Genomic DNA, 25,812 nt, shown 5'->3' on the forward strand with positions numbered 1-25,812 from the left:
TTCCTAATATCCACCATTCGTTATTTTATGCATTCTAAAAATTGTGATTATCAACTCTAACTTTTATATACTTAGTGATAGTCAATCTCAAGCGTGATTTGTAACACTAAACACGAGGTTTGGATCGTATTGATGGGTAAATGTCCAGTGATAACTTCGGTGGGTGAGGCATGACGGTTCCGCTGGCACTCGACCCGGCCATCATCGCCCAAGGTGTGAACAACATCTGGATTCTGGTGGTCTCGTTCCTCATCTTCTTCATGCAGGCGGGCTTCGCCCTGCTCGAAGTCGGACAGGTTCGGGCGAAGAACGTCGGCAACGTCCTGATGAAAAACATGATGGACTGGTCGCTTGGCGTCCTCGTCTACTTCTTCGCCGGGCTCGCCATCGCGAGCATCGCGGCGGGACTCACCTCCAGTGGGCCGTACAACATCGCAGAGGCGTTCGCGTACATCAACAACCCCGACGCGTGGATTGGCTGGCTGTTCGGCGCAGTGTTCGCCATGACCGCCGCCACCATCGTCTCGGGGGCGGTCGCAGAGCGCATCAAGTTCAAGGCGTACGTCTTCTACTCGGTCGGCATCACCGCCGTTGTCTACCCCGTGATTCAGGGCTTCGCGTGGGGCGGCGGCCTGCTCTCGGCTGACGGCTTCATCGGCGCAGCGCTCGGTGTTGGCTACTTAGACTTCGCGGGCGCGACGGTCGTTCACATGCTCGGCGGCGTCGCCGGGCTCGTGGCCGCCTACATGGTTGGCCCCCGCCGCGGCCGGTTCGACGAGAAGGGCAACAGCATCCCGATTCCGGGTCACTCGATTACCTTCGCGGTGCTCGGGACGTTGATTCTCGCCTTTGGCTGGTACGGCTTCAACGTCGGCACGCAAGCCGCCGTCCTCGAGGTCGCCGCAGACGGTGAGTCGCTCGTCTACAACGGCGCAGCACTCGGGCGTGTCGCCCTCGTGACGACGCTCGGCATGGGCGCTGGTGCAGTCGCTGCCTCGCTCATGACGACGTTCACCGAAGGCAAACCAGACCCACTGTTCACGGCAAACGGCCTGCTCGCGGGCCTCGTCGGCGTGACCGGCGCCGTCCCCCACGTCACGTGGTGGGGTGGCATCATCATCGGCATGCTCGCCGGTGCACAGGCCCCGCTGGTCTACCGCTTCGTTGTGGACAAGCTGAAAATTGACGACGTGTGTGGCGTCTTTCCCGTCCACGGCAGCGCCGGGGCGCTCGGCACGTTCCTGATTCCTGTCTTCGCAGTCGGCGGCTTCTCGGCCACCCAACTGCTGATGCAGGGGGTTGGCATCGCCGTCATCGCGCTCTGGACCATCATCACGACGGTCCTCATCTTCAAAATCGCAGACGCCGCGGTCGGCCTCAACGTCAGCGAAGAAGAGGAACTCGAAGGGCTCGACCAAGGCGAACACGGCATCTCCGCCTACCCAGAGTTCGTTGGCAACAGCAACCCAGACCGTGCGCTCGCCGGAGTGAGCACGGACGGTGGCGTCCGCACGGACGGAGGGCAGACCGATGAGTGAGCCAAACGACGGCGGCATCAAACTCGTCATGGCGTACATCCGCCCCGACAAACTCAGCGACGTAAAGAAAGCGCTCGCGGAAGTCGGCGCACCGAGCATCTCAGTGACGAATGTGAGCGGACGCGGAAGCCAGCCCGCGAAAAAGGGCCAGTGGCGCGGCGAAGAGTACACCGTTGACTTGCATCAGAAGGTCAAAGTCGAGTGTATCGTCGCCGACATCCCCGCAGAAACGGTGGTCGAGGCCATCGTCGAGGGTGCGAGCACGGGCCAACCGGGCGACGGCAAGGTGTTCGTCCTGCCGGTCGAAGAGGCCGTCCAGATTCGCACAGGTCTCGAAGGCACAGAGGCAGTCTGAGACTGACGCTGGCGCGCACCACCGCGCGCACGCTGAGGTGGAAATGAAGGGGACGGGAGAAATCGACAGCGGGCGACACTTTTTGCGAAACTGTGCAAACGCCGACAGTGAAACGGCCAAAAATACAGCCGGTTTACATCCCCTCACATCGGTGGCAACATTTGTCCTGTGACTGGACAAAATACATCCTTATATCACCCTTATCCGTTTGTAATTTGCACGTTTGGCGAGTTATTCTTCAAAAATAGGCGTTTTTTCAACACCAACACATATGTATGGGCATACCATGGCAAACTACTGTGACTCAGTACAGTAACGCACGTTTCACTGCGGATTTAGTGGACGAACGGGCACATACACACGAAAAACCATTACAAATAGTGGTGAGCGCATGCTGACGCTTCCATTACAGGTAGACCCAGCAGTCATCGCAGAGGGCGTCAATCTGCTGTGGGTTCTCGTTGGCACCTTCCTCATCTTCTTCATGCACGCCGGGTTCGCCATGCTCGAAGCCGGACAGGTACGCTCGAAGAACGTCGCAAACCAGCTCACGAAGAACATGCTGACGTGGAGCGTTGGCGTCATCGTCTTCTTCCTCGTCGGTGCGGCCGTCTCGACCATCGTCGGCGGCATGACCGGCGGCAGCGCGTACTCGGTGGGCGGGGCGTTCGCAGATACGCTCTCGCCTGCGAGCAGTAACGCGTGGGTTGGGTGGCTGTTCGGCGCGGTGTTCGCCATGACCGCCGCCACCATCGTCTCGGGGGCCGTCGCAGGCCGGTGTAAGCTCCGCGCCTACGTGGCCTACACCATCCTGCTCGCCGCCGTCATCTACCCCGTCGTCGTCGGCTTCACGTGGGCTGGTGGCATGCTCGCCGCACTCGGCTTCCACGACTTCGCGGGCGGCATGATCGTCCACGGTATGGGCGGCATTGCGGGCCTCACTGCAGCGTGGATTATCGGCCCGCGCCTCGACCGCTTCAACGCGGACGGCAGCGCGAACGTCATTCCCGGCCACTCCGTGACCTTTGCGGTGCTCGGGACGCTCATCCTCGCCTTTGGCTGGTACGGCTTCAACGTCGCCACCGCGGCGTCGGTGTTCGCCGTCGAAGACGGCCAACTCGTCCTCGGCGCGTTCCAGTCGGTCGGTCGGGTTGCGCTCATCACCACCCTCGGGATGGCCGCCGGCGCAATCGGCGCTGGCGCACTCTCGCTCGTCCGGACGAAGAAAGTCGACACGCTCTACGTGGCAAACGGCATGCTCGCCGGACTCGTCGCAATCACGAGCAGCGCGGACGACCTCGTCTGGACGGGTGGGCTCATCATTGGCCTGCTCGCAGGCGCACAGCTCCCGCTCGTCTTCGAGTTCTTAGAAAAACGCCTCCAGATCGACGACGTGTGTGCGGTCTTCCCCGTCCACGGCTCTGCAGGCATCCTCGGCGCGATTCTCTATCCCTTCTTCGCCGTCTCGGGCTTTTCGATGAGCCAGCTCGTCGCCCAACTCGCGGGCGTCGGCGTCATCGCCGGCTGGACGATTGCCGCGACAATCGTCGTCTTCGGCGTCATCAAGGCGCTCGGTGAAGCGCGCGTGAGCGCAGACCACGAGCGCGAAGGCCTCGACATCTCCGAACACGGCGTGGACACCTACCCAGAGTTCGGCCAGCCAGACACCCTGACCGATGGTGGTATCCGGACGGACGGAGGAGTGTGTGACGATGAGTGACACGGTAAACGACGGGCAGATTAAGCTCGTCATGGCGTACATCCGCCCCGACAAACTCGGCGACGTCAAAAAGGCGCTCTCAGAGGCGGGTGCGCCGAGTATTAGCGTCACCAACGTGAGCGGACGCGGGAGCCAACCGGCCAAAAAAGGCCAGTGGCGCGGCGAGGAGTACACCGTTGACTTGCATCAGAAAGTCAAAGTCGAGTGTATCGTCGCCGACATCCCCGCAGAAACCGTCGTGAGCGCGATTCAAGAATCCGCGAACACCGGGCAACCGGGCGACGGAAAAATATTCGTTCTGCCGGTCGAAGAGGCCGTGCAGATTCGGACGGGCAAACGCGGTCGCGACGCGGTCTGAAGCGGCGTTTTTTCTTAGAACATCGCGCTACCGCGGAGTCGGTCGCGCAAATCGTCATTGGTGAGCAACGCGACACCGTACACGAGGCCGCCGAGCGCGACGAGCGCAAACAGGCCGAGTTCGGTGTTGAGCGGAACCACGCCCGCGAGCGCAGCGACGACGACGCCCATCAGGAGGGCCGCGCCGACCTGCCAGAGGAGCGTGCGGTAGTTGATGGAGATGTCAATGTACCGGCGCAGGTAGTAATACTGCGAAGCCGCGGCGACGGTCGCGGTCGTGAAGGTCGCAACCGCTGCGCCGACCATCCCGAACAGCGGCACAAGCGCGACGTTGAGGACGACGTTCGCCCCGAGTGTGAGCGCGTTCGTCCAGAAGACGTGTTCTGGCTGGTCGATGCCGAACAGCGTGTTCTGGGTGATATTTTTGACCGCCTCAGCGAGCTGGCCAGTCAGAAGGATGAGGAGGATGATGGAACCACTGTCGTAGCCATAGAGCGTCGAGAGCAGCGAGTCGCCGATGAGAAACGCGCCAACGATGGCGGGGAAGACGAGGATGAGCGCAAACGAGAGGCCCTGGGTAAAGGCGCGTTCGACGCGGTAGAGCCGTCCGGCTTCGTGCCAGCGCGTCATCGACGGGGCGAGCGAGATGCCGATGACTTGGGCGGCGAGCAGCGTGACGGCGCTCACCATCCAGACGGTTTCGTAGATGCCAACGGCGGCTTTCGTAGCGAACGCCGCGAGGACGAGCGTGTCCGCCCAGTTGTACGCGAGCGAACTGACGTTCATGCCAACGGTGTACTTAGAGAAGTCAAACAGGCTCGTGAGCGTCGCGACGGTCGGCAGCGAAAACGACGTTTCGAGCACGAGATAGGCGGCAATCCCTTTGAACACGTTCCCCGCAATCCGCCCGATGACGAGCGCGAGGACGCCGTAGCCCGCGACCAACAGCCCGACGCTAATCGAGAGGCGGCTAACTTGGTCTAAGAGTTCGAGTACCGCGGTCGAGGCGACGCGATTTTCGCCTTTGAGCGCGGCGCTGAGCAGGTTTGAACTCACGGCCATTGCGACGCCAGCGACAGCGAGTGGGGCGGCCGCCGAAAGGCCGACGTACTGGGTGAGGTGCGGGCCAAAGAGGAGCAAGAGGCCGCCAGAAATCGCAAGCGGGACGAACAGCAAGACAAACGAGCCCGTCAGATATCGGCCGCGCTCTGCAGGTGACCGTGCCTGATTCATACGTTTGACCACGGCCCCCGGCAGGCCGAATTTAGAGAAGACGCCGGTGACGCTTACCACGGTGACGAACGTGAAGTAGACGCCGAGGCCCGCCGCACCGAGTTGCTGGGCGAAGTAGATGACGCTCACGAAGCCGAGCAGTTGCGAGAGAATCCGCGAGCCAAACAGTGCGAGACTCGCGCGGTCTACTCGACTCACCGTGCGCCCCCCACGAGAAGACAGTGCATTCGGTGCATCTTCTAACGACCGTTGGCTTTGTTCTTTCGTCCGAGAAGTCACAAAAAATCGCCCGACTCAACCCCAACGGGAAACACCCACAAGCCGTTTCAGTACATGGCGCTCGGTAAGTTGGTGCGTGTCTCCAGCGTACCTCCGCTCCAGCGCGTCGTCGGCGAAACGGGCGCGGGCGTCGTTGCGACGGCGGACGACGCAGACGCGATGGCTGCGGCGCTGCTCGAACTCGGCACCGACCGAGAGCAAGCGGCACAATGGGGGAAAATGGTCGCAGAGCCGTCGCAGAGCGGTACAACTGGATGCACGACGCGACGACACTTCGAGAAACGTACGACTCGCTCTCCTGAGTTCAGCCGAGCAGGTAGCGGAGCCACCGGTGTTCGGCGGCGACTGCCGATTGCTCTAGCCTCGCGTCGAGGCCGGCGATGCGGCCCGCACCGAACGCGGAGAGACAGCCGAGCGCGAGGATGTAGACGATGTGTTCGTCGACAAGGATGCCGTGCGAGAGCGGGAGGCTACTCGCCCAGAACATCACCATCATCGTGCTCGCCCAGAACGCGCTGAAGCGAACGAACACACCGAGCAAGAGGCAAAGGCCGGTGAGGGTGAGACCCCACTGGACGAGTAAATCGACGGCAGGGAGGCCAGCAAGGGTGGGCCAGAGGGCGGTAAACGGGTTGCCGGCGGGAACGGCGTTTTCGAGGTATCCCGCGGCCGTCCACGTTGGGTCGATGACCTTGGTGATGCCGCCATAGAAGAACACCCAGCCGAGGGTGACGCGGAGCACGACGAGCGCCGGGGCGGCGAGTCGGCTCGCAGCGAACGACTCGTGGCCGGACGCCACTGAGCGGTCAGTAGCCATGTTCGAACCTCCGTGCAAAACGAGGTTGAGTGTCGGTACTTGTGAAGCGTGCCATCAACAGATAACCCATATTTTTAGACGCGTCTAAAGATATTATGAGTGTTACGAAAACAATCGATTCGTGTCGGTGTGTAATAAATTCGGTCGAAACCGCCCATCGAGGGACTGAACGCCACTGACGGCCAGAGACGGGCGAACCGAGCGGTGAGTTGGAGTTTATTATAAATTGCATTCTGCGATATAAAATCGGGGGCGTGGGTGTGTGTTCGCGACTGGAAATTCGCGCGAGAGACAGGCTAAAGGTGTGCAAACCCCGAGAAAGTGGGAGATGGAGTGGTTCGACACCCCGCTACACGCCGCCTCGCCGGCGGTTGACTTCCCGCTGGTCGTGCTGGTCGGGTTGGCATCTGTTGGCGCGGCGATATTGCTCGGCCTCGCACTCGCCGCGTTTTTGCGCCGCCAGTCACGGCCGTATCTGTTCATCGCCCTCGCGCTCTGCGCCGTCTTCGCCCAGTCAATCGTTGCCGCACTCTCCGTGACGGGAATGCTCGAAACGAATCTCCACCACCTGCTCGAACACAGTCTCGACGTGTTGCTCGTCGCGCTCGTCATCGGGGCCGTCTACTACGCCCGAACCATCTCACAAGAGACAGACACAGGCCAATGACACACCAACGAGACCGCATCCGTGCGCACATCGACGCCCACGCAGGACTCCACTTCAACGAACTCACGCGCCAACTCGACTTGGCCCCCGGACAGGTGCAGTACCACACCCGGAAACTGGAGCACCAAGAGAAAATCGTCGCAGAACCACTGTTCGGCCAGACCCACTACTTTACCACCGGCTACGACCCGTGGGAACGCAAAATTCTCGCGCTGTTTCGCCGCGAAACCGCCCGCGACGTGCTTGTCTACCTGCTCGAACACGGCCCCTCGCGGCCGAACGCGGTGGCCGAGTCGCTCGGCATCGCTCGGAGTACGCTCGAATGGCATCTGGATAACCTCGTCGAGTCAGCGATTGTCGAAAAACGGAGAGGTGCGCAAAATCGCGTCACGCTTGCGCTGTGTCAGCCCGAGGCGACAGCGCGGCTGTTGGGCGAAATCACGCCATCGCTCCCCGACCGCCTCGTAGACCGGTTCGTCAGGCTGGTCGATTCACTGCTGACGGAATGAGAGAGTCAGTTCTTTCGTCCCCGAGTGAGAAACCCCGGCCATGAACGAGTCGAACTCGCGCGCACTCTACGACCGGGCGCTGTCGGTGCTCCCCGGCGGGGTCAACTCACCAGTCCGGGCAACCAGACCGTATCCCTTCTTCATCAAACGCGGCGACGGTGGCCACGTCATCGACGCCGACGGCAACCGCTACATCGACTACGTGAACGGCTACGGCCCGCTGTTGTTGGGTCATGACCTCCCAGAGCAGGTGACTGCGGCCATCCAGCGCACCGTCGCCGAGGGACCGATGTTCGGCGCGCCGACCGAAGTCGAAGTCGAGCACGCAGAGTTCATCGCCCGCCACGTCCCGAGCGTCGAGATGGTCCGATTCGTCAACAGCGGCACCGAGGCGACGGTGTCTGCGGTGCGATTGGCACGGGGCTACACCGGCCGCGATAAAATCGTCGTCATGCAAGGTGGCTACCACGGTGCACAGGAGTCGACCCTCGTGAAAGGCGACGCCTCGGGGGCCGCGCCGTCGAGTCCGGGCATCCCGGCCGAGTTCGCCGCGAAGTCGATTCCCGTCCCGTTCAACGACGAGCAAGCCCTCCGCAACGTGTTCGAGGCCCACGGCGACGACATTGCCGCGGTGATTGCCGAACCGATTCTCGGCAACTACGGCATCGTTCCGCCAGTCGATGGCTACCTTGAATCGCTCCGGTCGATTACCGAAACGCACGGCAGTCTGTTGATTCTCGACGAGGTCATCACCGGCTTTCGCGTCGGCGGCCTCCAGTGTGCTCAGGGAAAATTCGACGTAGACCCCGACCTCACGACGTTCGGGAAGGTTATCGGCGGCGGGTTCCCCGTCGGCGCAATCGGCGGCAAGGTCGAAATCATGGAGCAGTTCACGCCCTCGGGCGACGTGTTCCAAGCCGGGACGTTCTCGGGGCATCCCGTGACGATGGCTGCGGGGCTTGAAACCCTCAAATTCGCCGCCGAGAACAAGGTGTACGACCACGTGGACGACCTCGGTGACCAGCTTCGTCGGGGACTCACGGATATCGTCAAAGACCAGGCCCCGTCGTACACGGTGGCGGGAACCGACAGCATGTTCAAACTCATCTTCACGCGCGACGCGCCCGACTCGTGGGACGGCCACTGCGAAGCCGGGTGTACCCAGAACCCCGACTGTCCGCGCTACGACGCGTGTCCGAAAAACGGCGGCGACGTGAAAGCCGCAGAGACCGACCGCTGGGAGCGCCTGTTCTGGCCGAAGATGAAAGAACAGGGCGTCTTCCTCACCGCAAACCAGTTCGAATCTCAGTTCGTGAGCTATGCGCACACGGAGACGGACATCGAACAGACGCTCGAAGCGTACAAGCACGCGCTGTAGGCCGGTCGAGCACGATTCTTCTGACAGCCTTCTACGATATGGGCGGCGCTGTCACCGCCTGACCCCGAACGAATGTGCTTTTGCACGTCGAACGCAGAGAGCCACGTAATGACTACCGAGAAGACGACGATTCGCCTAGCCACGCGAGGCTCAGACCTTGCGCTGCGACAGGCGAGCATCGTCAAGACGGCGCTCGAAGACCGCCGTCACGAGGTCGAACTCGTGGAGGTGGAGACCACGGGCGACCAACTCGAAGACGCCCTCATCCACCAACTGGGCAAGACGGGCGCGTTCGTCCGCAGTCTGGACGAAAAAGTACTCGACGGCGACGTCGATGGAGCCGTCCATTCGATGAAAGATATGCCGACGGAGATGCCCGAAAACCTCGTCGTCGCGGGCGTCCCTCAGCGCACCCACCCCGGCGACGTGCTCGTCACCGAGGACGGAAGCGAGTTGAAGGAGCTTTCACAGGGAGCCGTCGTCGGCACCTCGAGCCTCCGGCGCAAAGCCCAACTGCTCGCAGACCGGCCCGACCTCCAGGTCGAACCCATCCGCGGCAACGTCGATACCCGCGTCCAGAAACTGTTTGCGACCAAGCTACAGGCCGAACACGAACGCCGCATGGAAGCAGAACACGCGCGCAAAGGCAATCTCGACAACCCCGACTACGAAACCGAGTACCGCAGAAACTTCGAACAGTGGTTCAACGACCTGTCCGAGTTCGAAAAGGGCGTCCTCGAATACGACCCGGAGCCGCGCTACGACGCGCTCGTGATGGCAGAAGCCGGTCTCATCCGCTCGGGGTTAGACGAGAAAGTCCAGCTGAAGCGCCTCCCGATGACGTCGTTCGTCCCCGCACCCGGACAGGGCGCGATTGCCGTCACCGCCCGCGACGGCGAGATGGGCGACTTCCTTCACAAGAAACTCGACCACCCACGCACGCGCGTCGAGACGACGGTTGAGCGGACGATTCTCGCCGAGTTGAACGGCGGGTGTATCGCCCCAATCGGGGTCAGCGCCGTTATCCAAGGCGCACACGTCCACACGACCGTTCGCGTGCTGAGTCAGGATGGTGAAGACACGATTTCCGTGACCCGCGACCTGAAGATCGAACGTCACCCCGTCGAAGCCCGCGACCTCGCCCACGAACTCGCAGACCGCGGGGCGCGCGAACTCGTCGAGGAAGCAAAGCAGTCGCTCGACAGCGAGGAATAACATGACGGGGAAGGTCTATCTTGTCGGCAGCGGTCCGGGCGACCCCGAACTGCTGACCGTCAAAGCCCGCCGCCTGCTCGATGAAGCCGATGTCGTCCTCCACGACAAATTGCCCGGCCCGGAAATCATCGACCTCGTCCCCGAAGCCCGACGCGAAGACGTGGGCAAGCGCGCCGGCGGCGAGTGGACGCCCCAAGAGTACACGAACAACCGGCTGGTCGAACTCGCCCGCGAGGGGAAAACCGTTGTCCGACTCAAAGGCGGCGACCCGTTCGTCTTCGGCCGCGGCGGCGAGGAGATGGAGCACCTCGCGGCCAACGAGATTCCCTTCGAAATCGTCCCCGGCGTGACCTCCACCATCGGTGGCCCGGGCGTCGCGGGCATCCCCGTGACCCACCGCGACCACGCCTCGAGCGTCTCCTTCGTCACGGGTCACGAAGACCCGACGAAGGACGAATCGGCGGTCAACTGGCAGGCGCTCGCAGACACCGGCGGCACCATCGTCGTCGTGATGGGCGTCGGCAAACTGCCGAACTACACCAAAGCCCTGCTCGAGGCGGGGATGGCTTCCGACACCCCCGTTGCGCTCATCGAACGCGCGACGTGGCCCGACATGCGCGTGGCGATGGGCACGCTCGACACCATCGTGGACGTGCGCGATGAAATAGGCATCAAACCGCCCGCCATCACCGTGATTGGCGAAGTCGCCGCGACCCGCGAGAACGTGAAGGAGTTCCTCAGATGATTGCCGTTTTCCGACCCGACGACGGCCGTCTCGCAGATGCTGTTGAATTCATCGAATCGCTCGGCGCAGACGTACTTGGCGACGCCATGCTCGAAGTCCGCCCGACCGGAAACGCCCCCCGCGATGACGGCGACTTCACGATTCTCACGAGCAAGACCGGCGTCGAGTTGGCCGCCGATGCAGGGTGGAATGCACAGGGAACCATCTGCGCGGTCGGCGACGGAACCGCTAGCCGACTCCGTGAGTTCGAGTATCCGGTTCACCGCATTCCTGCAGAATTTTCGTCTACGGGGTTGGTCGAGGAACTCGCTGCCGACGTAGACGGTGCGCGCGTCGAAGTCGCCAGAAGCGACCACGGCAGTCCCGTACTCACCGACGGGCTCGAAGCCGCTGGAGCCTACGTCCACGAGACGATTCTGTACGAACTCGTGCGGCCTGCGAATGCAGGAAAATCCGCAGAAGCAGCCGCCGAAGGCGACCTGTCAGGAGCCATCTTCACCTCGTCGCTGATGGTGCAGAACTTCTTAGACGCGGCCGAAGCCCGCGGGATTCGCAGCGAAGCACTGGCTGGCTTAAACGACGCGGTGGTCGGCGTCATCGGCGAACCGACGAAATCCACGGCCGAGGGACTCGGCATTGAGGTTGACGTGGTTCCCGAAAAGGCAGATTTCGAGACGTTGGCGCGGGCGGTCGTTACGGCGTCGAACGCGAACTGACTGGTTTCCTCGCAGCAAGCGAGTCTTTAAACGGGATACCGACCCAACCATGGATAATGGCCGGTCCCGTCCCCGAACTCGAAGCCCGCGCCGAGGCGTGCGCCGCCCGTCTCCGCGAGGCGGACAAGGTACTCTTAGTCTCGCACATCGACGCAGACGGACTCACGAGCGCGGCGATTGCCTCGCGCGCGCTCGAACGTGCGGAGATTCCCTTCGAAACGGTGTTCAAAAAGCAACTGGACGAGACCGAAATCGCCTCGATTGCGGCGCGTGACTACGAGACAGTTCTCTTTACTGACTTCGGTAGCGGGCAACTCGACGTGATTGGCGCCCACGAAGAAGCGGGTGATTTCACCCCGGTTATCGCCGACCATCACCAGCCCGCAGAGACAGAGACTGAGTTCCATCTGAACCCGTTGCTGTTCGGTCTCGATGGGGCGTCTGAACTCTCGGGGGCGGGCGCGGCGTACGTTCTTGCGCGGGCGCTTGGTGGAGAAGCCAATCGAGATTTGGCGGCGCTCGCGGTCGTCGGTGCAGTGGGCGACATGCAGGCCACTGACGGCGAACTCCTCGGTGCGAACACGAACATCGTCGCTGAGGGCGTCGAAGTCGGTGTCCTCGAAACCGGTACCGACCTCACCTTCTACGGCAAACAGACCCGCCCGCTCCCGAAACTCCTCGAATACGCGAGCGATGTGCACATCCCCGGGATTTCGAACTCAGAACGCGGGGCACACAACTTCCTCTCGAAACTCGACCTCAACCTGAAAGACGGGAACGAGTGGCGACGCTGGGTTGACCTCTCGCTTTCCGAGCGCCAGACGCTTGCGAGCGCGCTGCTCAAGCACGCGATTGGCCGAGGCGTTCCCGCGGACCGCATTCAGAGTCTGGTGGGCACGTCCTACACCCTCGCCGCAGAGGACGAGGGAACGGAGTTGCGCGACCCGAGCGAGTTTTCGACCTTACTCAACGCCACCGCGCGCTACGACCGGGCGGACGTGGGACTCGCTGTCTGCCTTGGCAACCGCGAAGAGGCACTCGACCGCGCGCGAAAACTGCTCTCGAACCACCGCCGGAACCTCTCTGACGGCCTGCGGTGGGTCACCGAGGAAGGTGTTAATCGAGAAGAACACATCCAGTGGTTCCACGCGGGCGACCGCATCCGTGAGACGATTGTCGGCATCATCGCGGGGATGGCCGTCGGCGCGGACGGCATCGACCGCGGCGTGCCCATCTTCGCGTTCGCGGAGAAAACCGACGAACCCGGTGAGGTGAAGGTCTCTGCGCGCGGGTCACCCGCGCTCGTTCGCAATGGACTTGACCTCTCCGTGGTGATAGGTGAAGCGGCGCGGTCGGTCGGCGGCGATGGCGGCGGGCACAACGTCGCCGCAGGCGCGACCGTCCCGAAAGGGAAAGAGCAGGCGTTCATCGCGGAAGCAGACCGGTTGGTTGGCGAGCAGCTGTCCTAAGCACTACGCGGCCGCATCACTGATACGCATCCTCGCGTGAAGGATGGTATGCGTCTCGTACAGGTGTTCGTTCCAAACGAACGCCGGGCTGCCGTCGAGGACATCCTCGACGACGAAAATATTGATTCTATCTCAACGGCCGAAGAGGGCACGGACGGCGGTATCGTCTTTCATTTTCCCCTCCCACCACAGGCGGTCGAGCACGTCTTAGACCGCCTCGAAGAAGCCGGAATCGAACGAGAGGAATATACAGTTGTATTGAACGCAGAGACGGTTCACACGCCGCGATTCAGCGAGCTCGAAGCGCAGTACATCGAGGGAACCGACGAAGACGACCGCATCGCAAGCGAGGAGATTCGGACGAAAGCGCGGAACATGCACCCGAATCCGGTGACGTACTACGCGATGACGGTGTTGTCTGCGCTCGTGGCGACGGCCGGGCTGTTGCTCAACTCGCCTGCCATTGTCGTCGGGTCGATGGTCATCGCCCCGCAAGTCGGCTCCGCGCTGACCGCGAGCGTCGGCGGCGTCCTCGACGACCGCAAAATGTTCGCCGAGGGGATGCGCGCGCAGGTGTATGGGCTGGCGCTCGCCATCGTCGGTGCAGCGGCGTTCGGGTGGCTGTTGAAATCTGCGGCGTTCATCCCAACCACGCTCGATGTGGAGACGGTCGACCAGATTAGCCAACGTATTTCGCCGGGCTTTCTCTCGTTCATCGTCGGCATCAGCGCTGGGGCAGCGGGTGCGTTCGGGCTGGCAACGGCGCTTCCCGCTTCGCTCATCGGTGTCATGATCGCCGCCGCGCTCATCCCCGCCGCAGCGGCGGTCGGCATCGGCATCGCGTGGGGGTATCCAACGGTCGCCGCCGGGGCGTTTGTCCTGCTCATCATGAACGCAGCGGCAATCAATCTCTCCGGGTTTGCCGTGTTGCGCTATCTCGGCTACCGTCCGGGCCGCGTCGAGAACGGTGATCTCGGCAGACCGTCGATTGGAGCGATTGCGGCGGTCGTCCTCGTCGTGAGTTCGCTCGGCGTCGCCGGCGCGGTGACGAGCCAGCAAGTCACCTTTGAGAACACGGTCAACAGCGAGGTCGAAACCATCCTGTCACAGCCCGAGTACCGCGAACTCGAACTCGTGCGCGTCGATACGTCGATTACGGACGCGGGGTTGCTCACCGACGAACAGCAAGTTACCGTCGTCATTCGAAGACCACCAGACCGCGCGTACGATGGGCTGGCTCCGACGATAGCGAGTGCGGTCGCAGAACACACAGACCAGCGGGTTGTCGTGAAAATCACCTACGTCGAACAAGAACGCTACGCGCAGTCGTAAAAACAGTCAGGTAATGGTGGTTGGCCCGATTTGTCCAACGACAGACGCGAGATACGTGGACATCCCGCCGGGAACGCCGTCTAACCCTTTTGTGAACACGGGTGTACCCGGCGAACGTGCTTCGAGCGTGGTGAGCCACGCTGCGCGCTGTTCTTCTGAGAGGCCACCGCCGAGGACGACAGCATCGAAATGGCCCGGTTGCCAGACGGCGTCGATGTCGCCGTGGCTGTGGATGCCGTCTACGTCGTAACCCGATCTTCTGAGATTTCGCACGAGGGACGTGGTGATGTCGAAATCACGTCCGACGATGAGAATTCTCGGCATTACTGTCTGCATAGCGCCCCCACCGAGTTCGCGCTCGGCTACTAGGCTATTCGCACGGTGAGAGATTCCCTGTTTCGCTCACACCTCAACGAGCAGTCAGGTTTCCCCCAGCTACTCGCTCGACTGCAGCTCGCTACCTGAAAGTTCGATGGGGTAGCAATCTGACAGCCAAAGGCTATCCCACCAAAATGCGATGTCGGGGCGATCGTCGGAGTGATTCAAGATGAGCGTGAGCAAGTTGCCGTGGATGCCGACGACGTGCTCGCCCGTGAATGTACCGAGGACGGCGCAAGCGCAGGGGCTAGAGAGGACGGTAACGATAGGATATTCTCGGAGTGCCGTTGCGAGTTCGACGGCAGTGTCGTGGCTCGCGCCAGAGTGCGGGCGGGTGGCTTCTCGGTTGGGGAAGCCACGACGAGTGAGCGTGGCGAACGAAATAGCGACCGTGAGTAGCTGTCTGAGTCGTGAACTGGCCAAAAGTCCACCAACTGGGCGTTGAGACGTGGATTCGCACAGTCAGCAAGAAGGGGCACAGAACCAATTCTATATCGTGACATACAATTTATGCACCAGACTTGTTGTCGAGATCTCTCGGCGTAAAACGGTCGTACGAGGGCGAAGTCAGTGGATAGCGCGCATCTCACGACTGGTCTCTCGAAAACTGCCAACTGAATAAACGATGGCCGCGAACGTTTTTATCCCACGGGTAGGATGCCCAACCAATGAACCGACCGTTGAGCGCCATCGCGGGCGGGGCCGCCGGAATGTCCTTGCTTTCGGTGATGCTCGTCATGTTCGAAGTGGAGACACGGTCTCAAATCGGGCTGTTCGACGTGATTGCTCGATTCGTTGGCCTCCCGGGACAGACCGCGCTTGGCTTCGTCCTGTTTGCCCTTGCGGGCATTTTCGCCTGGCCCCTCCTGTTCATCTCGCTCGAAAATTACCTGCCGCTGTGGCCCGACCCCGCCGTCCGTGGGATGGGCTTTGCCGCTGCCTTCTGGGTCATTTTCATCATCCTCGGACGGGGCACGCTCGCTGGCCCCATCTTGGTGATGTACGGCGTCACCACCTTGCTCGCTCACCTCGCCTACGGCTTCACGCTCGGCGCAGTGTACGCTCGGCTCGCGGAGACCCATCCATGAATCCAACCGTCCTGTTCGTCGCCGCATGCATCTCGCTCGCAACGCTCGCCCTCCTCAGAACCACTGGCCCCCAGCGTCTACTCACCGATGGCGGGTTTATCGAAACCGCGGAGACGACCACTCGAGAGAAACCAGCCGGACTGCTTCGGTGGATTACGACCGTTGACCACGCAGATATTGGACTCCTTTACTTGCTCCTCGCCACAGTCGCGGGGCTGTGGGGCGGCATCGACGCGCTCATGATTCGCACCGAGTTGCTCACCCACGAGACGACGGTGTGGTCAGCAGAGACCTACAACGCGCTGTTCACCACCCACGGCATCACGATGCTATTTTTCTTCGCCACGCCTGTGTTCACGGGAATTGCGAACTACTTCATCCCGACGCTCGTGGGTGCAGACGACATGGCGTTTCCCCGCGTCAACGCCATCGCCTTCTGGCTGCTGCCGCCCGCGCTGTTGCTCGTGCGCGCGGGGCTGATTACCGAAGTCATCGCCAAAGTGCTCGCGCCGCTTGGCTTCCCGACGGCAGCACTGTTCGCCATCAAGCCGCCGACGATTGGGTGGACGATGTACACGCCGATGTCGCGGGCGGTAGCGAACCCAGAGGTTGACCTGTTCTTGCTCGGCCTGCATCTCTCGGGGATTGCGACGGTGATGGCCGCGATAAACATCATCGTCACCATCGTCGAAGAGCGCGATTCGAGCAGCATCAACTGGGCCAACCTCGACATCTTCTCGTGGACGATGCTCACCGCGAGCGGCCTCATCATCTTCGCGTTCCCGCTGCTCGGGAGTGCCATGATTATGCTCCTGCTCGACCGCAACTTCGGGACGTTCTTCTATTCGCTCGAAGCCGGTGGCCCCGCCCTCTGGCAACACCTGTTCTGGTTCTTCGGCCACCCGGAGGTGTATATCCTCGTCCTGCCAGCGTTCGGTATCGTAAGCTACGTGCTCCCCAAGTTCGCCGGACGGAAGCTGTTCGGCTTCAAGTTCGTCGTCTACTCGACGCTCGCAATCGGTGTGCTCTCGTTTGGGGTGTGGGCTCACCATATGTTCACCACCGGGATGGACCCCCGCCTGCGTGCCTCGTTCATGGCCGTTTCACTGGCGATTGCGATTCCGAGCGCCGTCAAGACCTTCAACTGGATCACCACGCTCTACAACGGGAAGATTCGGCTGACTGCGCCGATGATCTTCTGTGTTGGCGGGATTTCGACGTTCATCATTGGTGGGGTCACGGGCGTGTTCCTCGCCTCGATTCCGATGGACCTCCTACTCCACGACACCTACTACGTCGTCGGCCACTTCCACCTGATTCTGGTGGGCATCATCGTGTTCGCCATGTTCGCAGCGAGTTACTACTGGTACCCCATCCTAACCGGGCGGATGTTCAACCAGCGACTTGCGCGAGCGCATGCGTGGGTGAGCATCGTCGGCACCTTCCTCACCTTCAGCCCGATGTTGTTGATGGGGCTGGCAGGACTGCCTCGGCGCTACGCCGCCTATCCCGAGGTGTTCGTCCCGCTCCAGCGCGCCGCCACCGTGGGCGCACTCATCCTCTTCCTTGGGGTGGGGATGTGGCTCTGGAACATGATACAGTCGTATCGGGTTGGTGAGGTGGTCGAAGACGCAGACGTGTGGAACCTAAAGGAGACGAACCAGTTCGGCCTCGAATGGCAGTGGTTCGAAGAGCGATTAGACAGGAAGTGAGGCGTTCTCGCGGCCACTTTCCCAAAGAAGTAGATAGGACGAGACACAGGAGATAAATGGGATAGTGCGATATACAATCGCCACACTGGCAGGCGGTTCAGCTGCAACCCAGACGACGAAGCAACCGCGATTTCGCTGATTCGGCCAACTTTTATTCACCGTTCTCCTTTCACGAGCCATGACCGAGTTCGACCCAGAGAAGTTCGAGGACAAGTACGTCCACTACTTCCCGCAACTCCAGCAAGCCTACAAATCGGCGTTCAATCGCATGAACGACGAGTACGACTCACAGCTCATCCACGCCATCGACCAGCAGGTGTTGAACGAGAGCGAACCGTTCTACGAAGGCGATGGCGAGTTCCGCATCGAACTCCCAGAAAACCCCCACGAGCGCGTGACGGCAGTCATCGTCGAAGACGAGAAGTTGGACGCCGTTCTTTCAACCTATCTTGACTGCATCAACGAGGAACTCAAAGCCGTCTTCGACCTCCGTGAATAACCGAAGACCAAACATCTAAGGAGAATCGTCCCATAGCCGCGACCATGAGCACGGAATCCAGAGAGCCAGAAGACGACTTAGAAGAGCGCGTCATGAACTTCCTGCGACGCAACTTCCCGCAGATTCAGATGCACGGCGGCAGTGCGGCCATCCAAGACATCAACCGCGAAGAGGGCTCGGTCACCGTCTCCCTCGGCGGCGCGTGCAGTGGCTGTGGCATCTCGCCGATGACGATTCAGGCAATCAAGAGCCGAATGGTCAAAGAAATCCCCGAAATCAACCAAGTCCACGCCACCACCGGCATGGGCGGCATGGACGAAGGGATGGGCCACGGCATGACGCCGAACTTCCCCGGCGACGACGACAGCGACGACAACGAAGGCCCACAGGCCCCATTCTAACGACCTGTTTTCTGGCTCACGCACCCCGTGCGTGACGCTTCTCCCACGCTTTTAGGAGGTTCGTGAGCGACGCGTTCACCGGCACCGGAACGTCTCCCGCGTGCGCGACGACGTAGCCGTTTATCGCGTCGATTTCCGTGCGCCGTTCTAAACGAATGTCCTGAAACATCGACGACGTGTTTTCAGCCGTGGCGTCGGCGACTGCTTCGACCGCCGAGATGGCGGCGGCTTCGGTGAGGTCGATACCCAGTGACTGGGCGACGCGGGCGGTTTCGCGGGCGGCCTCGGTCGCCATCGCGTTTGCTGGCCCGTCGAGTATCTCGCCGTTTTCGATGCGTGCGAGAGCGGTGACGGGGTTGATGCCCGCGTTGACCGCGAGTTTCTCCCAGCGACGAAGCGGCATGTCGTCGGCGACGGTGGTGACGATTCCCGCCGCTTCGAACGCCTTCCCGACGCGGTCTGCGAGCGGAGCGGCCCCGCCGCCCGGCATGCCGAGCACCACGTCGCCGATACCGGTACAGTAGACGTGGCCGGGCTCTGGATTCACCGCGCCGTAGGTGCAGGTTCCGGCGAGGACGGGACAATCGAGCATCGCGGCGAGGGTTTCCTCGTTTCCCATCCCGTTCTGGAGGGTGAGCAGTGCGTCTGTAACACAGTCAGCGAGGGCGCGGGCCGCCGCTTCGGTGTCGAAGGCCTTGACGGTCACGACGACGAGGTCTGCGCTATCGGGAACGGTCGTTCCCGCCGCCGGGTGGACGGTGAAATCGAACGTGCCGCCGAGGTGGAGGCCAGACTCACGAACGGCTTGCATGTGCGGGTCGCGCCCGACGAGCGTTACGTCGTGTTCGCGGGCGAGAAGGCCGCCAATGAAACTGCCCAGACTCCCTGCCCCGAACACGACAATATCCATACCGAGAGTCACCCCGGAGAGAAAATCAGTCTTCCGTGTAGTAGTAGAGGTCTTCTTTCGGTGCATCACACGACGGGCAGGTGTCGGGGAGGTCAGCTTCGATGTCACCCATCTCGCCACACGAGAAACAGCGCCACATCAACTCGCCTTCACCGAACTCGTGGCCCGCCCGAAGGTGTTCGATTGAAAGGCCACCGGGGCCGTCGTCGGTCGTCACGTAGAAGCCGTGTTCGTCGATGCCGCGAATCGTCCCGAGTTTCTCACCACGCTCGTCGTACACGTCGAGGCCGAACGGGAGTTCTTTCTCAACGTGTGTTTGTGCAGTGTCACCCATACCCATGACATTCGTGCGCCGGACGGATAAAACGCCACGTCAGATGTTAAAACAGTCAGATTTTGTAGATTGAGTTTTCACAGAAGCAGTGCGGTTGCAGAGTCGTTGCGGAGGTAGTTGCTGTGCTGTTGCGGAATCCGTCCAGCGTTGCATCCGACTGCGCCGCTGGCGCAGTCGGCCTTTTTCATGTCTTCGTGAGCGAAGCAAACGAAGGCTCGAAGCGGGGAACCCGCTTCGGTGAAACTTTTTGCGTTGAGTGGTGCGCTCCGCGCACCCGAAGCGTAAAAAGTTGCTACATGAAATCGGAGATTTTCGACGCTTTGTTCTTGTCGTTCTCGAACACCGAGCGAATCGACTGGTCGAGGATGTCGAGACGCTGTTTGGTGTATTCTCTGGCTCCGTACTCGTCTGCAACCCTGATGGCAGTGTCCACGTACTTTTTGACGGAGCCTTCGTGGACGGTGAGGTTGACCCGGCCGCCGCACTCGTTGCAGTCGCCAGAGAGCGGGAAGCGTCTGAACTTTTTGCCGCAGTCGAGACAGCGCGTCGTTTGGCGAGAGAAGGCGCGCAGGTTGCCGATGATGTCGGGCATGAAGTGGTACTCGATGACGCGCTCTGCGACGTCAGTTTCGTCCACCGCCCGGAGTTTGCGCGCGAGTTCGAGCTGCGCCTCCATCTTGTCCATCATCGAGCCGAGCGTCTTGTACGCAGAGAGGTCGGGGCCGAGGGCGATGTTCGAGGTCTCGTGGGTGTGGCGGAACTCGGTGTACTCGCGGTCGGTGCCGAGATTCTCCTCGGCAATTTTGATGTCCACCTCACCGGGGTCTGCCATCTCGCGGGTCGCCTCGTAGAACTCGCGCGGATAGCGGTCGACGATGTCCATGTTGTGCGCCTCGTCGTCAATCTCGGAGGGGTCGATGCGCGAGGACATGACGAGCGGGGCGTCCATGCGGCCGCCGCGCTTGTTCGGGAGGTACTGCTTCGAGAAGTTGAGCAGGCCGTCCATGAGGAGCATGACGCAGTCCTCGTCACCGTCGCATTGCAGAGATGAGATGTCATTGGAGATTAACGAATGTGTGTCAGAGACAGTAAGACAGTACACAAACTCGGTCTCTGATTCAGAGTATTCGATGCACTCAACCGGGTCAAGAAGGTACTCAGCGGTTCCTCCATCGAAACATCGGCGGAATTCAGACTGGGGTGACGACTCTATAACTGCGGCTTGGAGGTGGTTGTCTTTCCGTGGAATGTGGAACCCAGCTCGTTCAGCAAACCGGATAGAGTCGTGACCCGAAACAGAAATTTCGAAACTAGGCCGTGACATCGAGTCGTCGTCCTCATCGTAAAACTCGGGGAATGATTCTCGAAGCAAGACCGGATCCAAGTGTTTGACTTGTGAGTCAATACCAAGTTTCGTCAGTAGTGCTACAATGTCCTCTTTCAACTCACTGCCAACAGTCGTTGCAGAGATTCGAGAACTTCCAGCACTAATACTGCCATCACCGCTGAAATACCCACTCAAGTATGCACCTACAATATGATTCGGAGCGTCGAAAATACACTGTGGCACTCGCTTGGAGTGTGCGAATTTTCCGACATCGAGTGTCGTATCGAAGAAGGCTCTCAGAAGTCGTCCAGAAACCGTAATTTTAGCGTGGTTTTCTACATAGGGGTCAGCACCAAACTCCTCGCTCAAAGCCGTGAGGAAGAACTCACGCACGTCATCTTCGATTCCACAAAGGGTGGTCTGGTGAATTGTCCCCTTCGAGGTTTCGTACTCGCGCGTGAATCCTTCTGCCGCATAGTAGCCGAGGAGCGTTGCAGTACGTTCGTTAATTTCGACGAATCGGTTGAGTTCGGTTCGGTCACGTTTCATGCCGAGCATCGCATCGTCCGGTATGAACGACAACAGTTCAGCAGTCGTGTCGAAAAACTTGGTGAGGAGGGCCGCCGGAATGCTCTCGCGATACAGATAGTTGCTCAGCACCTTTTTGGTAAGACCAAGCCACTCCGCTGTACTCTGAAGCGGGTAGAAGTGACCATCCCAATCATGTGAAAGTCGGTCAGAGAAGAGGTTATAGAGGGTGTCTTTTTCAAGACCCTTAATCATCAGGCTCTCCGTTGGGATTGCCTCAGATTCGAGGAACTCAGCAAGTAGGTCAAACGTCGGAGCCTCGTTTGGAATGTCGAACACATCCAACCCACGTGGCGTTACGAGGTGATCTTCTTCTTCAATATTGCTGGCTTCGACTGAAACCAACCGACCAAGATCAGAATCATAGACGTGAATTCGATGGTCAGGAGTTACAGTTAGTTCCCGACCCGAACGAGTTCGGATACTAACCATGTGGTCAGGTGCTTGGTGCTTGCTGAGGGCCGTAACAGGTTGAAGGGACTGAGACCCGTTGTCTGCCAACGATGGGACGCGAAGCGTTCCCTCAAGATGTGATAGATGATCGACGAGCGTCCCGAAATCGTCTGTCTTGGCCATTTCGGGGTCAAGATACTTCTCAACCAACGTCTCGATTTGTTCGTAGTGGTAGGATCCATCCTCATCCTCAAACCACACCTTGGTTGTTGGGTGGAAACAATTCCGCCGTTTTGCCGCGTGGAAGTACGGGTGAGCATACCCAACCGCCGCGCTTGTAAACCCAATCACGCGGCCGACGACGGCGGCGCTCGTGTGGGGGGCCATCCCGAAGACGAGTTCGCCGACGAGGTCTTGGCGGTTTTCGAACTCGTAGAACGGTTCGAGGCCGTAGTACTGGGTCAGGAGGTCATCGACAAAGCCGCCGATGCGGAGCATGTGTTCTGCCGCGCCGTCTGAGAGGACGATGTCCTGCACTCGTAATTCGACGATTTGGTCGTCGTGTTCGAGGGGGTCGCCGTTCATGTCCTCGGTGTAGCCAAGTTCGCGCAGTTGCCCGGCCGTCACGTCAAGTTCGTCTGCGCGGACGGCAGTCACGGGCAGGTCGGTCATGTCGTAGCGAACCGTCCCGTCTTTGAACACCGAGACGCCGTTTTTGCTCCGAAGGATGCCCTTCTCCATCGGTTCGGGCGTTTTGTGTTTCGAGGTGAGCCCTTTCACGCCTTTCAGGATGTCAAAGGAAGTTTCGCGCTCACCGACGCTCTGGAGGGCGTTTCGGTACTCCTCACGGATGTTGACCGGGCGACGCCATTCGGACGAGGCGTCCTTGCCACAGCGTGGGCACTCTGCCCGCCCGGCTTCGTCGGGTTCGACCTCGATTTCACAGCTCCAACACTCGTACTGTGGCTCGGTCGCGCCCTGACACGCAGGACACTTGTTCTTGAACGTAATCTCGCCACACGAGGTGCAGGTGCGCTTGCCAACGGTGACTTCGACTTCGCCGCGAGTAGCGTTGCGGTCGGCGAAGTGGTTCGCGGCCTCCGAGACTGACCGCTGGTTGCCGCCTGCTTCACCGATGGGAAACAGGGTGTGAACCGCCGGACTCAGGTCACGTTTTTCGGATTTCTCGGGCCGACCCATCCGGTTCCCGATGCGGGTCGGGGCGCGTTCTTGGAGCGCGAACGGCGCGACTTCGTTTACGGCTTTGTGCGCATTTGGCCACGCGCGCGATTCGTCTGAGAGGTCGTCCCACTGCTTGTCCAAGTCCTCACTGAGCCCGAGCGAGCGGACGAACGGTTTCCACGTAGGGACGCGAATCTCCTCTGGCCCCTGTGAGTGTTCGATGAGGAGCCATTCGAGCGCCTGTCTTGCGTCGTCCGTGTTCGGCACGTAGAGGGCCCCGTCATCGAGATAGCCCTGAGAGACGGTGTCTGCGAGCGTTTCGAACTGCTCGACGGTGAGGTCGTGCCAGAGGTAGGTGTAGTCGGGGTGGAGCGGCGCATCGTACTCGATAGCCCACTCGATCCCTTGCTCCGGGTCGGGGTGTTCTAAGTCAACGCGCGCGTCGTCTGCGAGCGCTTGGACGTCTGCGCCCGCGTGCTCGAAGTCCTGTACCCACCATTCGTACACGTACGATGCGGGAATCAACTCGTGGTTGTTCTCGACGAACTCACCGAAGTTGACGAGGTACTCTCCGAGGTCTAAGATTTCGACCACGCCGTTTCTGAGCTTCAGCGCCTCAGCCGGATCGTCAATGCGGCGCACGTCGCCGTTTGCGAGTTTGACCGTGGGGCCTTCGATGGAATCGACGGGAATCACGCCGCCCGCTTTCCCGGGGCGTTCGGTCTTGATTTGCGTGCCCGTTGCGAGGAAGTCGTCGACGACGTGCATCGTCGCGGGCTGGACGCCCGCGGTTGCGAAGCCGTGGTTGCGCGAGCGGCCGTAGCGCAGGCGAAAGCCGCCGGGCATACTTGGGTGTGAAAAGACGGGGCGACCCGCAATCAGGTCGCGCAGGAATTTCCCCTTGGGTTCGGCGCGCGGCGGGCCGTCAACTTCTGGTTCCGACTCGGGTTCGGCGTCATCTGCGTCGGCGTCGGCCGCTTCCTCTTCGGGGGCCTCGGCTGCGTCTTTCTTCTCGCCGTCGTCTTTACCAATGGTGCCGTCGATGAGGTCGTCGAGCCACGGCCAGTCGATTTCGTCGAGCGCAGAGGTGTAGCGCTTGATTTTCGGCGCTTTCTGGGCAATCCCCTCACCGAGGACGAGACACATCCCGCCGCGGGGGTTGTTCGTGCCGACGCGCTCTAAGTCGCGGAAGCCAGAGACTTCCTCACTCCCGGTTGCTTCCCCGTCTAAGCAGATGGGGCAGTTGCGGGCGATGAACTTCGTCTCTTTGGGCTTTGGCGTGTACTGGAGGCCGGTTTCCTTGTCGTAGAGTTCGAGTTCCTCTGCGTAGCGTTCGACCTCGTCGTCGCGCGGTTTGTACTGGTCGATACCGATGAGCGCGCGGGTGTAGTCTGCGACGAGCACCGAAAGCGCCTGTGCGGTGCCGCCCGCCGAGCGAATCGGTCCGGCGTAAAACACTCTGACGAACTCGCTGCCGTCGTCGTTCGGGACGATTTCGACGCGGTCGATGCCCTCGATGGGCGCGGCGACCACGCCTTCGGTGAGGAGCGCAACCGCCGTTCTGACCGCGCCTTCGACCTTCCCCTCGCGGGTTTCGTAGTCACCGACTTTGCCGTCGGCGAAGTCCTTGGCGAGTTCGAGTGCCGCCTCCTCGCGGCTCATCTGGTCTTCGAGTTCGCGGACACGCGCAGCGACGCCGTCGATGCCGAGAATGTTCTCGACGCGGTCTGCCATGTCTTTGGCAATCGGAATCTCGACTTCTGGTTTCGGGTCGTTGCCCTGCTCTTTTGCCTTCGTCGCGAGCGCCATCGCCTCGTCTAAGCGAGTTTCGAGGGATTCGAAGTAGCGCTCGTCTTCCGGCCTCATAGCGGCCAGAGGTCGAGTTCGGTGGTGTCGTCGAAGGCACGTTCGAGTGGTGCTTCGAAGGTTTTCACGTACACCTCACCGGCGAACACGGTGCCTGCATTCAGGTGGCCAGCGAGGGTTTCGCCGTCCGCCCGCGAGAGGACGGCGTGGGTGTGGGCGAAGCGCTCGTCGCCGAGCCACGAGATGTTACCCACGCATGCGGCAACTTCGAGCGGTTCGTCGAATTCGACGGGATAGTACTCCGTGTCGGTCTGGTCGTAGAACCAGACCTCTGCGTCCTGCACCGCACCGAGTCCGAAAAAGAACGCTGCGTCGATGCCTTCGGCGTCGGCGAGCGATTCGAGCTCTTCGCGCCAGTCGGCACCGGTCTCAAAGCGAGTGACGAACTCGCGAGCGGTGGAGACTTCCCGATAGTGCATACGCTCGCCACGGTGGCGGCGATGAAAAATGTACAGGTCTGTGAGCAGGTGGGAAAAGCGAAAGAAGGCTGTAGCTTATGCCCAGGCGGAAAGTGTCACGGTGTTGTTGACCGGACACGATACCCATGCGTCATCACGGCAAATGTCGGCAATGATGAGTCGGGAGATGCTCCCCGCTTCATCGACCGAGGCCATGACCTCGGCTTCGTTAAAGACCGGTTCCGACCGAGCCGTAATGTCCGGTGCCATACTATGCTATATCATAACAAACAATATAAACGCTCCGAATTGGGGCGGCACGTCACGCAGTGCCACGGGGTTATCGCCATCATCTTTTACGATTAATCAATGGTGTCTTATCGCACGCGAGAGAGGGAAAACTGTC

General features: G+C 60.8%; 25 protein-coding genes. 16 read left to right on the forward strand and 9 right to left on the reverse strand.

Annotated features, from left to right (window positions below; all coding sequences use genetic code 11):
* Window positions 1-170 precede the first annotated feature (170 nt).
* From V5N47_RS07030 to V5N47_RS07045, 4 genes are all read left to right on the forward strand, one after another.
* On the forward strand, window positions 171-1,538 hold the full coding sequence (locus V5N47_RS07030) for an ammonium transporter (RefSeq protein WP_338730161.1): 1,368 nt from the start codon (window positions 171-173) through the stop codon (window positions 1,536-1,538).
* Entirely contained in the window at window positions 1,531-1,893 is a 363-nt protein-coding gene (locus tag V5N47_RS07035) for a P-II family nitrogen regulator (RefSeq protein ID WP_338730162.1), read from the forward strand. The genes V5N47_RS07030 and V5N47_RS07035 overlap by 8 nt, the downstream gene beginning before the upstream one ends.
* A gap of 391 nt (window positions 1,894-2,284) precedes the next feature.
* On the forward strand, window positions 2,285-3,613 hold the full coding sequence (locus V5N47_RS07040) for an ammonium transporter (RefSeq protein WP_338730163.1): 1,329 nt from the start codon (window positions 2,285-2,287) through the stop codon (window positions 3,611-3,613).
* Entirely contained in the window at window positions 3,606-3,971 is a 366-nt protein-coding gene (locus V5N47_RS07045; protein ID WP_338730164.1) for a P-II family nitrogen regulator, read from the forward strand. The genes V5N47_RS07040 and V5N47_RS07045 overlap by 8 nt, the downstream gene beginning before the upstream one ends.
* A 14-nt stretch (window positions 3,972-3,985) precedes the next feature.
* Here V5N47_RS07045 and V5N47_RS07050 read toward each other — a convergent pair whose 3' ends face one another.
* The gene (locus V5N47_RS07050) at window positions 3,986-5,401 is read right to left on the reverse strand and encodes an oligosaccharide flippase family protein (protein ID WP_338730165.1); all 1,416 of its coding nucleotides are present in this window, start codon (window positions 5,399-5,401) and stop codon (window positions 3,986-3,988) included.
* A 385-nt stretch (window positions 5,402-5,786) separates the two neighbouring features.
* Window positions 5,787-6,299: a DoxX family membrane protein gene (locus V5N47_RS07055; protein WP_338730166.1), complete on the reverse strand. Its 513-nt coding sequence runs from the start codon at window positions 6,297-6,299 to the stop codon at window positions 5,787-5,789.
* A 328-nt stretch (window positions 6,300-6,627) separates the two neighbouring features.
* Between V5N47_RS07055 and V5N47_RS07060 the strand changes: the two genes are divergently transcribed.
* The 8 genes from V5N47_RS07060 to V5N47_RS07095 all read left to right on the forward strand — a co-directional run bounded on the left by V5N47_RS07060 (window position 6,628) and on the right by V5N47_RS07095 (window position 14,330).
* Complete coding sequence (locus V5N47_RS07060; protein ID WP_338730167.1) at window positions 6,628-6,966, forward strand: hypothetical protein; 339 nt, start codon at window positions 6,628-6,630, stop codon at window positions 6,964-6,966.
* Window positions 6,963-7,475 (forward strand): winged helix-turn-helix transcriptional regulator, encoded by a 513-nt coding sequence (locus tag V5N47_RS07065; RefSeq protein ID WP_338730168.1) that lies wholly within the window; start codon window positions 6,963-6,965, stop codon window positions 7,473-7,475. Before V5N47_RS07060 ends, V5N47_RS07065 begins: the two co-directional genes overlap by 4 nt.
* A 40-nt stretch (window positions 7,476-7,515) precedes the next feature.
* On the forward strand, window positions 7,516-8,853 hold the full coding sequence (locus V5N47_RS07070) for a glutamate-1-semialdehyde 2,1-aminomutase (RefSeq protein WP_338730169.1): 1,338 nt from the start codon (window positions 7,516-7,518) through the stop codon (window positions 8,851-8,853).
* A gap of 108 nt (window positions 8,854-8,961) precedes the next feature.
* Complete coding sequence (gene hemC / locus V5N47_RS07075; RefSeq protein WP_338730170.1) at window positions 8,962-10,068, forward strand: hydroxymethylbilane synthase; 1,107 nt, start codon at window positions 8,962-8,964, stop codon at window positions 10,066-10,068.
* A gap of 1 nt (window position 10,069) precedes the next feature.
* Window positions 10,070-10,813: a uroporphyrinogen-III C-methyltransferase gene (gene cobA / locus V5N47_RS07080; RefSeq protein ID WP_338730171.1), complete on the forward strand. Its 744-nt coding sequence runs from the start codon at window positions 10,070-10,072 to the stop codon at window positions 10,811-10,813.
* A complete protein-coding gene (locus V5N47_RS07085) occupies window positions 10,810-11,529 on the forward strand; it encodes a uroporphyrinogen-III synthase (protein ID WP_338730172.1) in 720 nt (239 codons plus the stop codon). The genes cobA and V5N47_RS07085 overlap by 4 nt, the downstream gene beginning before the upstream one ends.
* Window positions 11,530-11,585: 56 nt before the next feature.
* Window positions 11,586-12,998: a DHH family phosphoesterase gene (locus tag V5N47_RS07090; RefSeq protein WP_338730173.1), complete on the forward strand. Its 1,413-nt coding sequence runs from the start codon at window positions 11,586-11,588 to the stop codon at window positions 12,996-12,998.
* 48 nt (window positions 12,999-13,046) lie between these two features.
* Window positions 13,047-14,330: a TIGR00341 family protein gene (locus V5N47_RS07095; protein WP_338730174.1), complete on the forward strand. Its 1,284-nt coding sequence runs from the start codon at window positions 13,047-13,049 to the stop codon at window positions 14,328-14,330.
* Window positions 14,331-14,336: 6 nt separating this feature from the next.
* On the opposite strand, the gene V5N47_RS07100 is transcribed toward V5N47_RS07095, so the two are convergent.
* Together V5N47_RS07100 and V5N47_RS07105 are read right to left on the reverse strand one after the other, a co-directional pair.
* A complete protein-coding gene (locus V5N47_RS07100; protein ID WP_338730175.1) occupies window positions 14,337-14,666 on the reverse strand; it encodes a hypothetical protein in 330 nt (109 codons plus the stop codon).
* 99 nt (window positions 14,667-14,765) lie between these two features.
* Window positions 14,766-15,131 (reverse strand): hypothetical protein, encoded by a 366-nt coding sequence (locus V5N47_RS07105; protein WP_338730176.1) that lies wholly within the window; start codon window positions 15,129-15,131, stop codon window positions 14,766-14,768.
* Between the two features lie 245 nt (window positions 15,132-15,376).
* Here V5N47_RS07105 and V5N47_RS07110 point away from each other — a divergent pair, with 245 nt between their 5' ends.
* From V5N47_RS07110 to V5N47_RS07125, 4 genes are all read left to right on the forward strand, one after another.
* Window positions 15,377-15,796 (forward strand): DUF6789 family protein, encoded by a 420-nt coding sequence (locus V5N47_RS07110; protein ID WP_338730177.1) that lies wholly within the window; start codon window positions 15,377-15,379, stop codon window positions 15,794-15,796.
* Window positions 15,793-17,508 (forward strand): cbb3-type cytochrome c oxidase subunit I, encoded by a 1,716-nt coding sequence (locus V5N47_RS07115; RefSeq protein ID WP_338730178.1) that lies wholly within the window; start codon window positions 15,793-15,795, stop codon window positions 17,506-17,508. The genes V5N47_RS07110 and V5N47_RS07115 overlap by 4 nt, the downstream gene beginning before the upstream one ends.
* Before the next feature lie 178 nt (window positions 17,509-17,686).
* Entirely contained in the window at window positions 17,687-18,007 is a 321-nt protein-coding gene (locus V5N47_RS07120; RefSeq protein ID WP_338730179.1) for a DUF5783 family protein, read from the forward strand.
* Window positions 18,008-18,051: 44 nt separating this feature from the next.
* Window positions 18,052-18,408, forward strand: coding sequence for a NifU family protein (locus V5N47_RS07125; RefSeq protein ID WP_338730180.1), 357 nt, complete (start codon window positions 18,052-18,054; stop codon window positions 18,406-18,408).
* A 16-nt stretch (window positions 18,409-18,424) separates the two neighbouring features.
* Here the strand turns inward: V5N47_RS07125 and V5N47_RS07130 are convergent, their stop codons facing one another.
* From V5N47_RS07130 to V5N47_RS07150, 5 genes are all read right to left on the reverse strand, one after another.
* Window positions 18,425-19,318, reverse strand: coding sequence for a 2-dehydropantoate 2-reductase (locus tag V5N47_RS07130; RefSeq protein WP_338730181.1), 894 nt, complete (start codon window positions 19,316-19,318; stop codon window positions 18,425-18,427).
* Between the two features lie 25 nt (window positions 19,319-19,343).
* Window positions 19,344-19,652, reverse strand: coding sequence for a hypothetical protein (locus V5N47_RS07135; RefSeq protein WP_338730182.1), 309 nt, complete (start codon window positions 19,650-19,652; stop codon window positions 19,344-19,346).
* Window positions 19,653-19,944: 292 nt separating this feature from the next.
* Window positions 19,945-25,008 (reverse strand): DNA polymerase II large subunit, encoded by a 5,064-nt coding sequence (gene polC, locus V5N47_RS07140; protein ID WP_338730183.1) that lies wholly within the window; start codon window positions 25,006-25,008, stop codon window positions 19,945-19,947.
* Window positions 25,005-25,427, reverse strand: a complete 423-nt coding sequence (locus tag V5N47_RS07145) for a PPC domain-containing DNA-binding protein (protein ID WP_338730185.1) — start codon at window positions 25,425-25,427, stop codon at window positions 25,005-25,007. The genes polC and V5N47_RS07145 overlap by 4 nt, the downstream gene beginning before the upstream one ends.
* Window positions 25,428-25,502: 75 nt before the next feature.
* Window positions 25,503-25,676 carry a hypothetical protein gene (locus tag V5N47_RS07150; protein WP_338730186.1) on the reverse strand — a complete coding sequence of 58 codons (174 nt, stop codon included), beginning with the start codon at window positions 25,674-25,676 and terminating at the stop codon, window positions 25,503-25,505.
* Window positions 25,677-25,812 lie beyond the last annotated feature (136 nt).

This window comes from Haladaptatus sp. DJG-WS-42, assembly GCF_037198285.1.
GTDB lineage: Archaea > Halobacteriota > Halobacteria > Halobacteriales > Halococcaceae > QDMS2.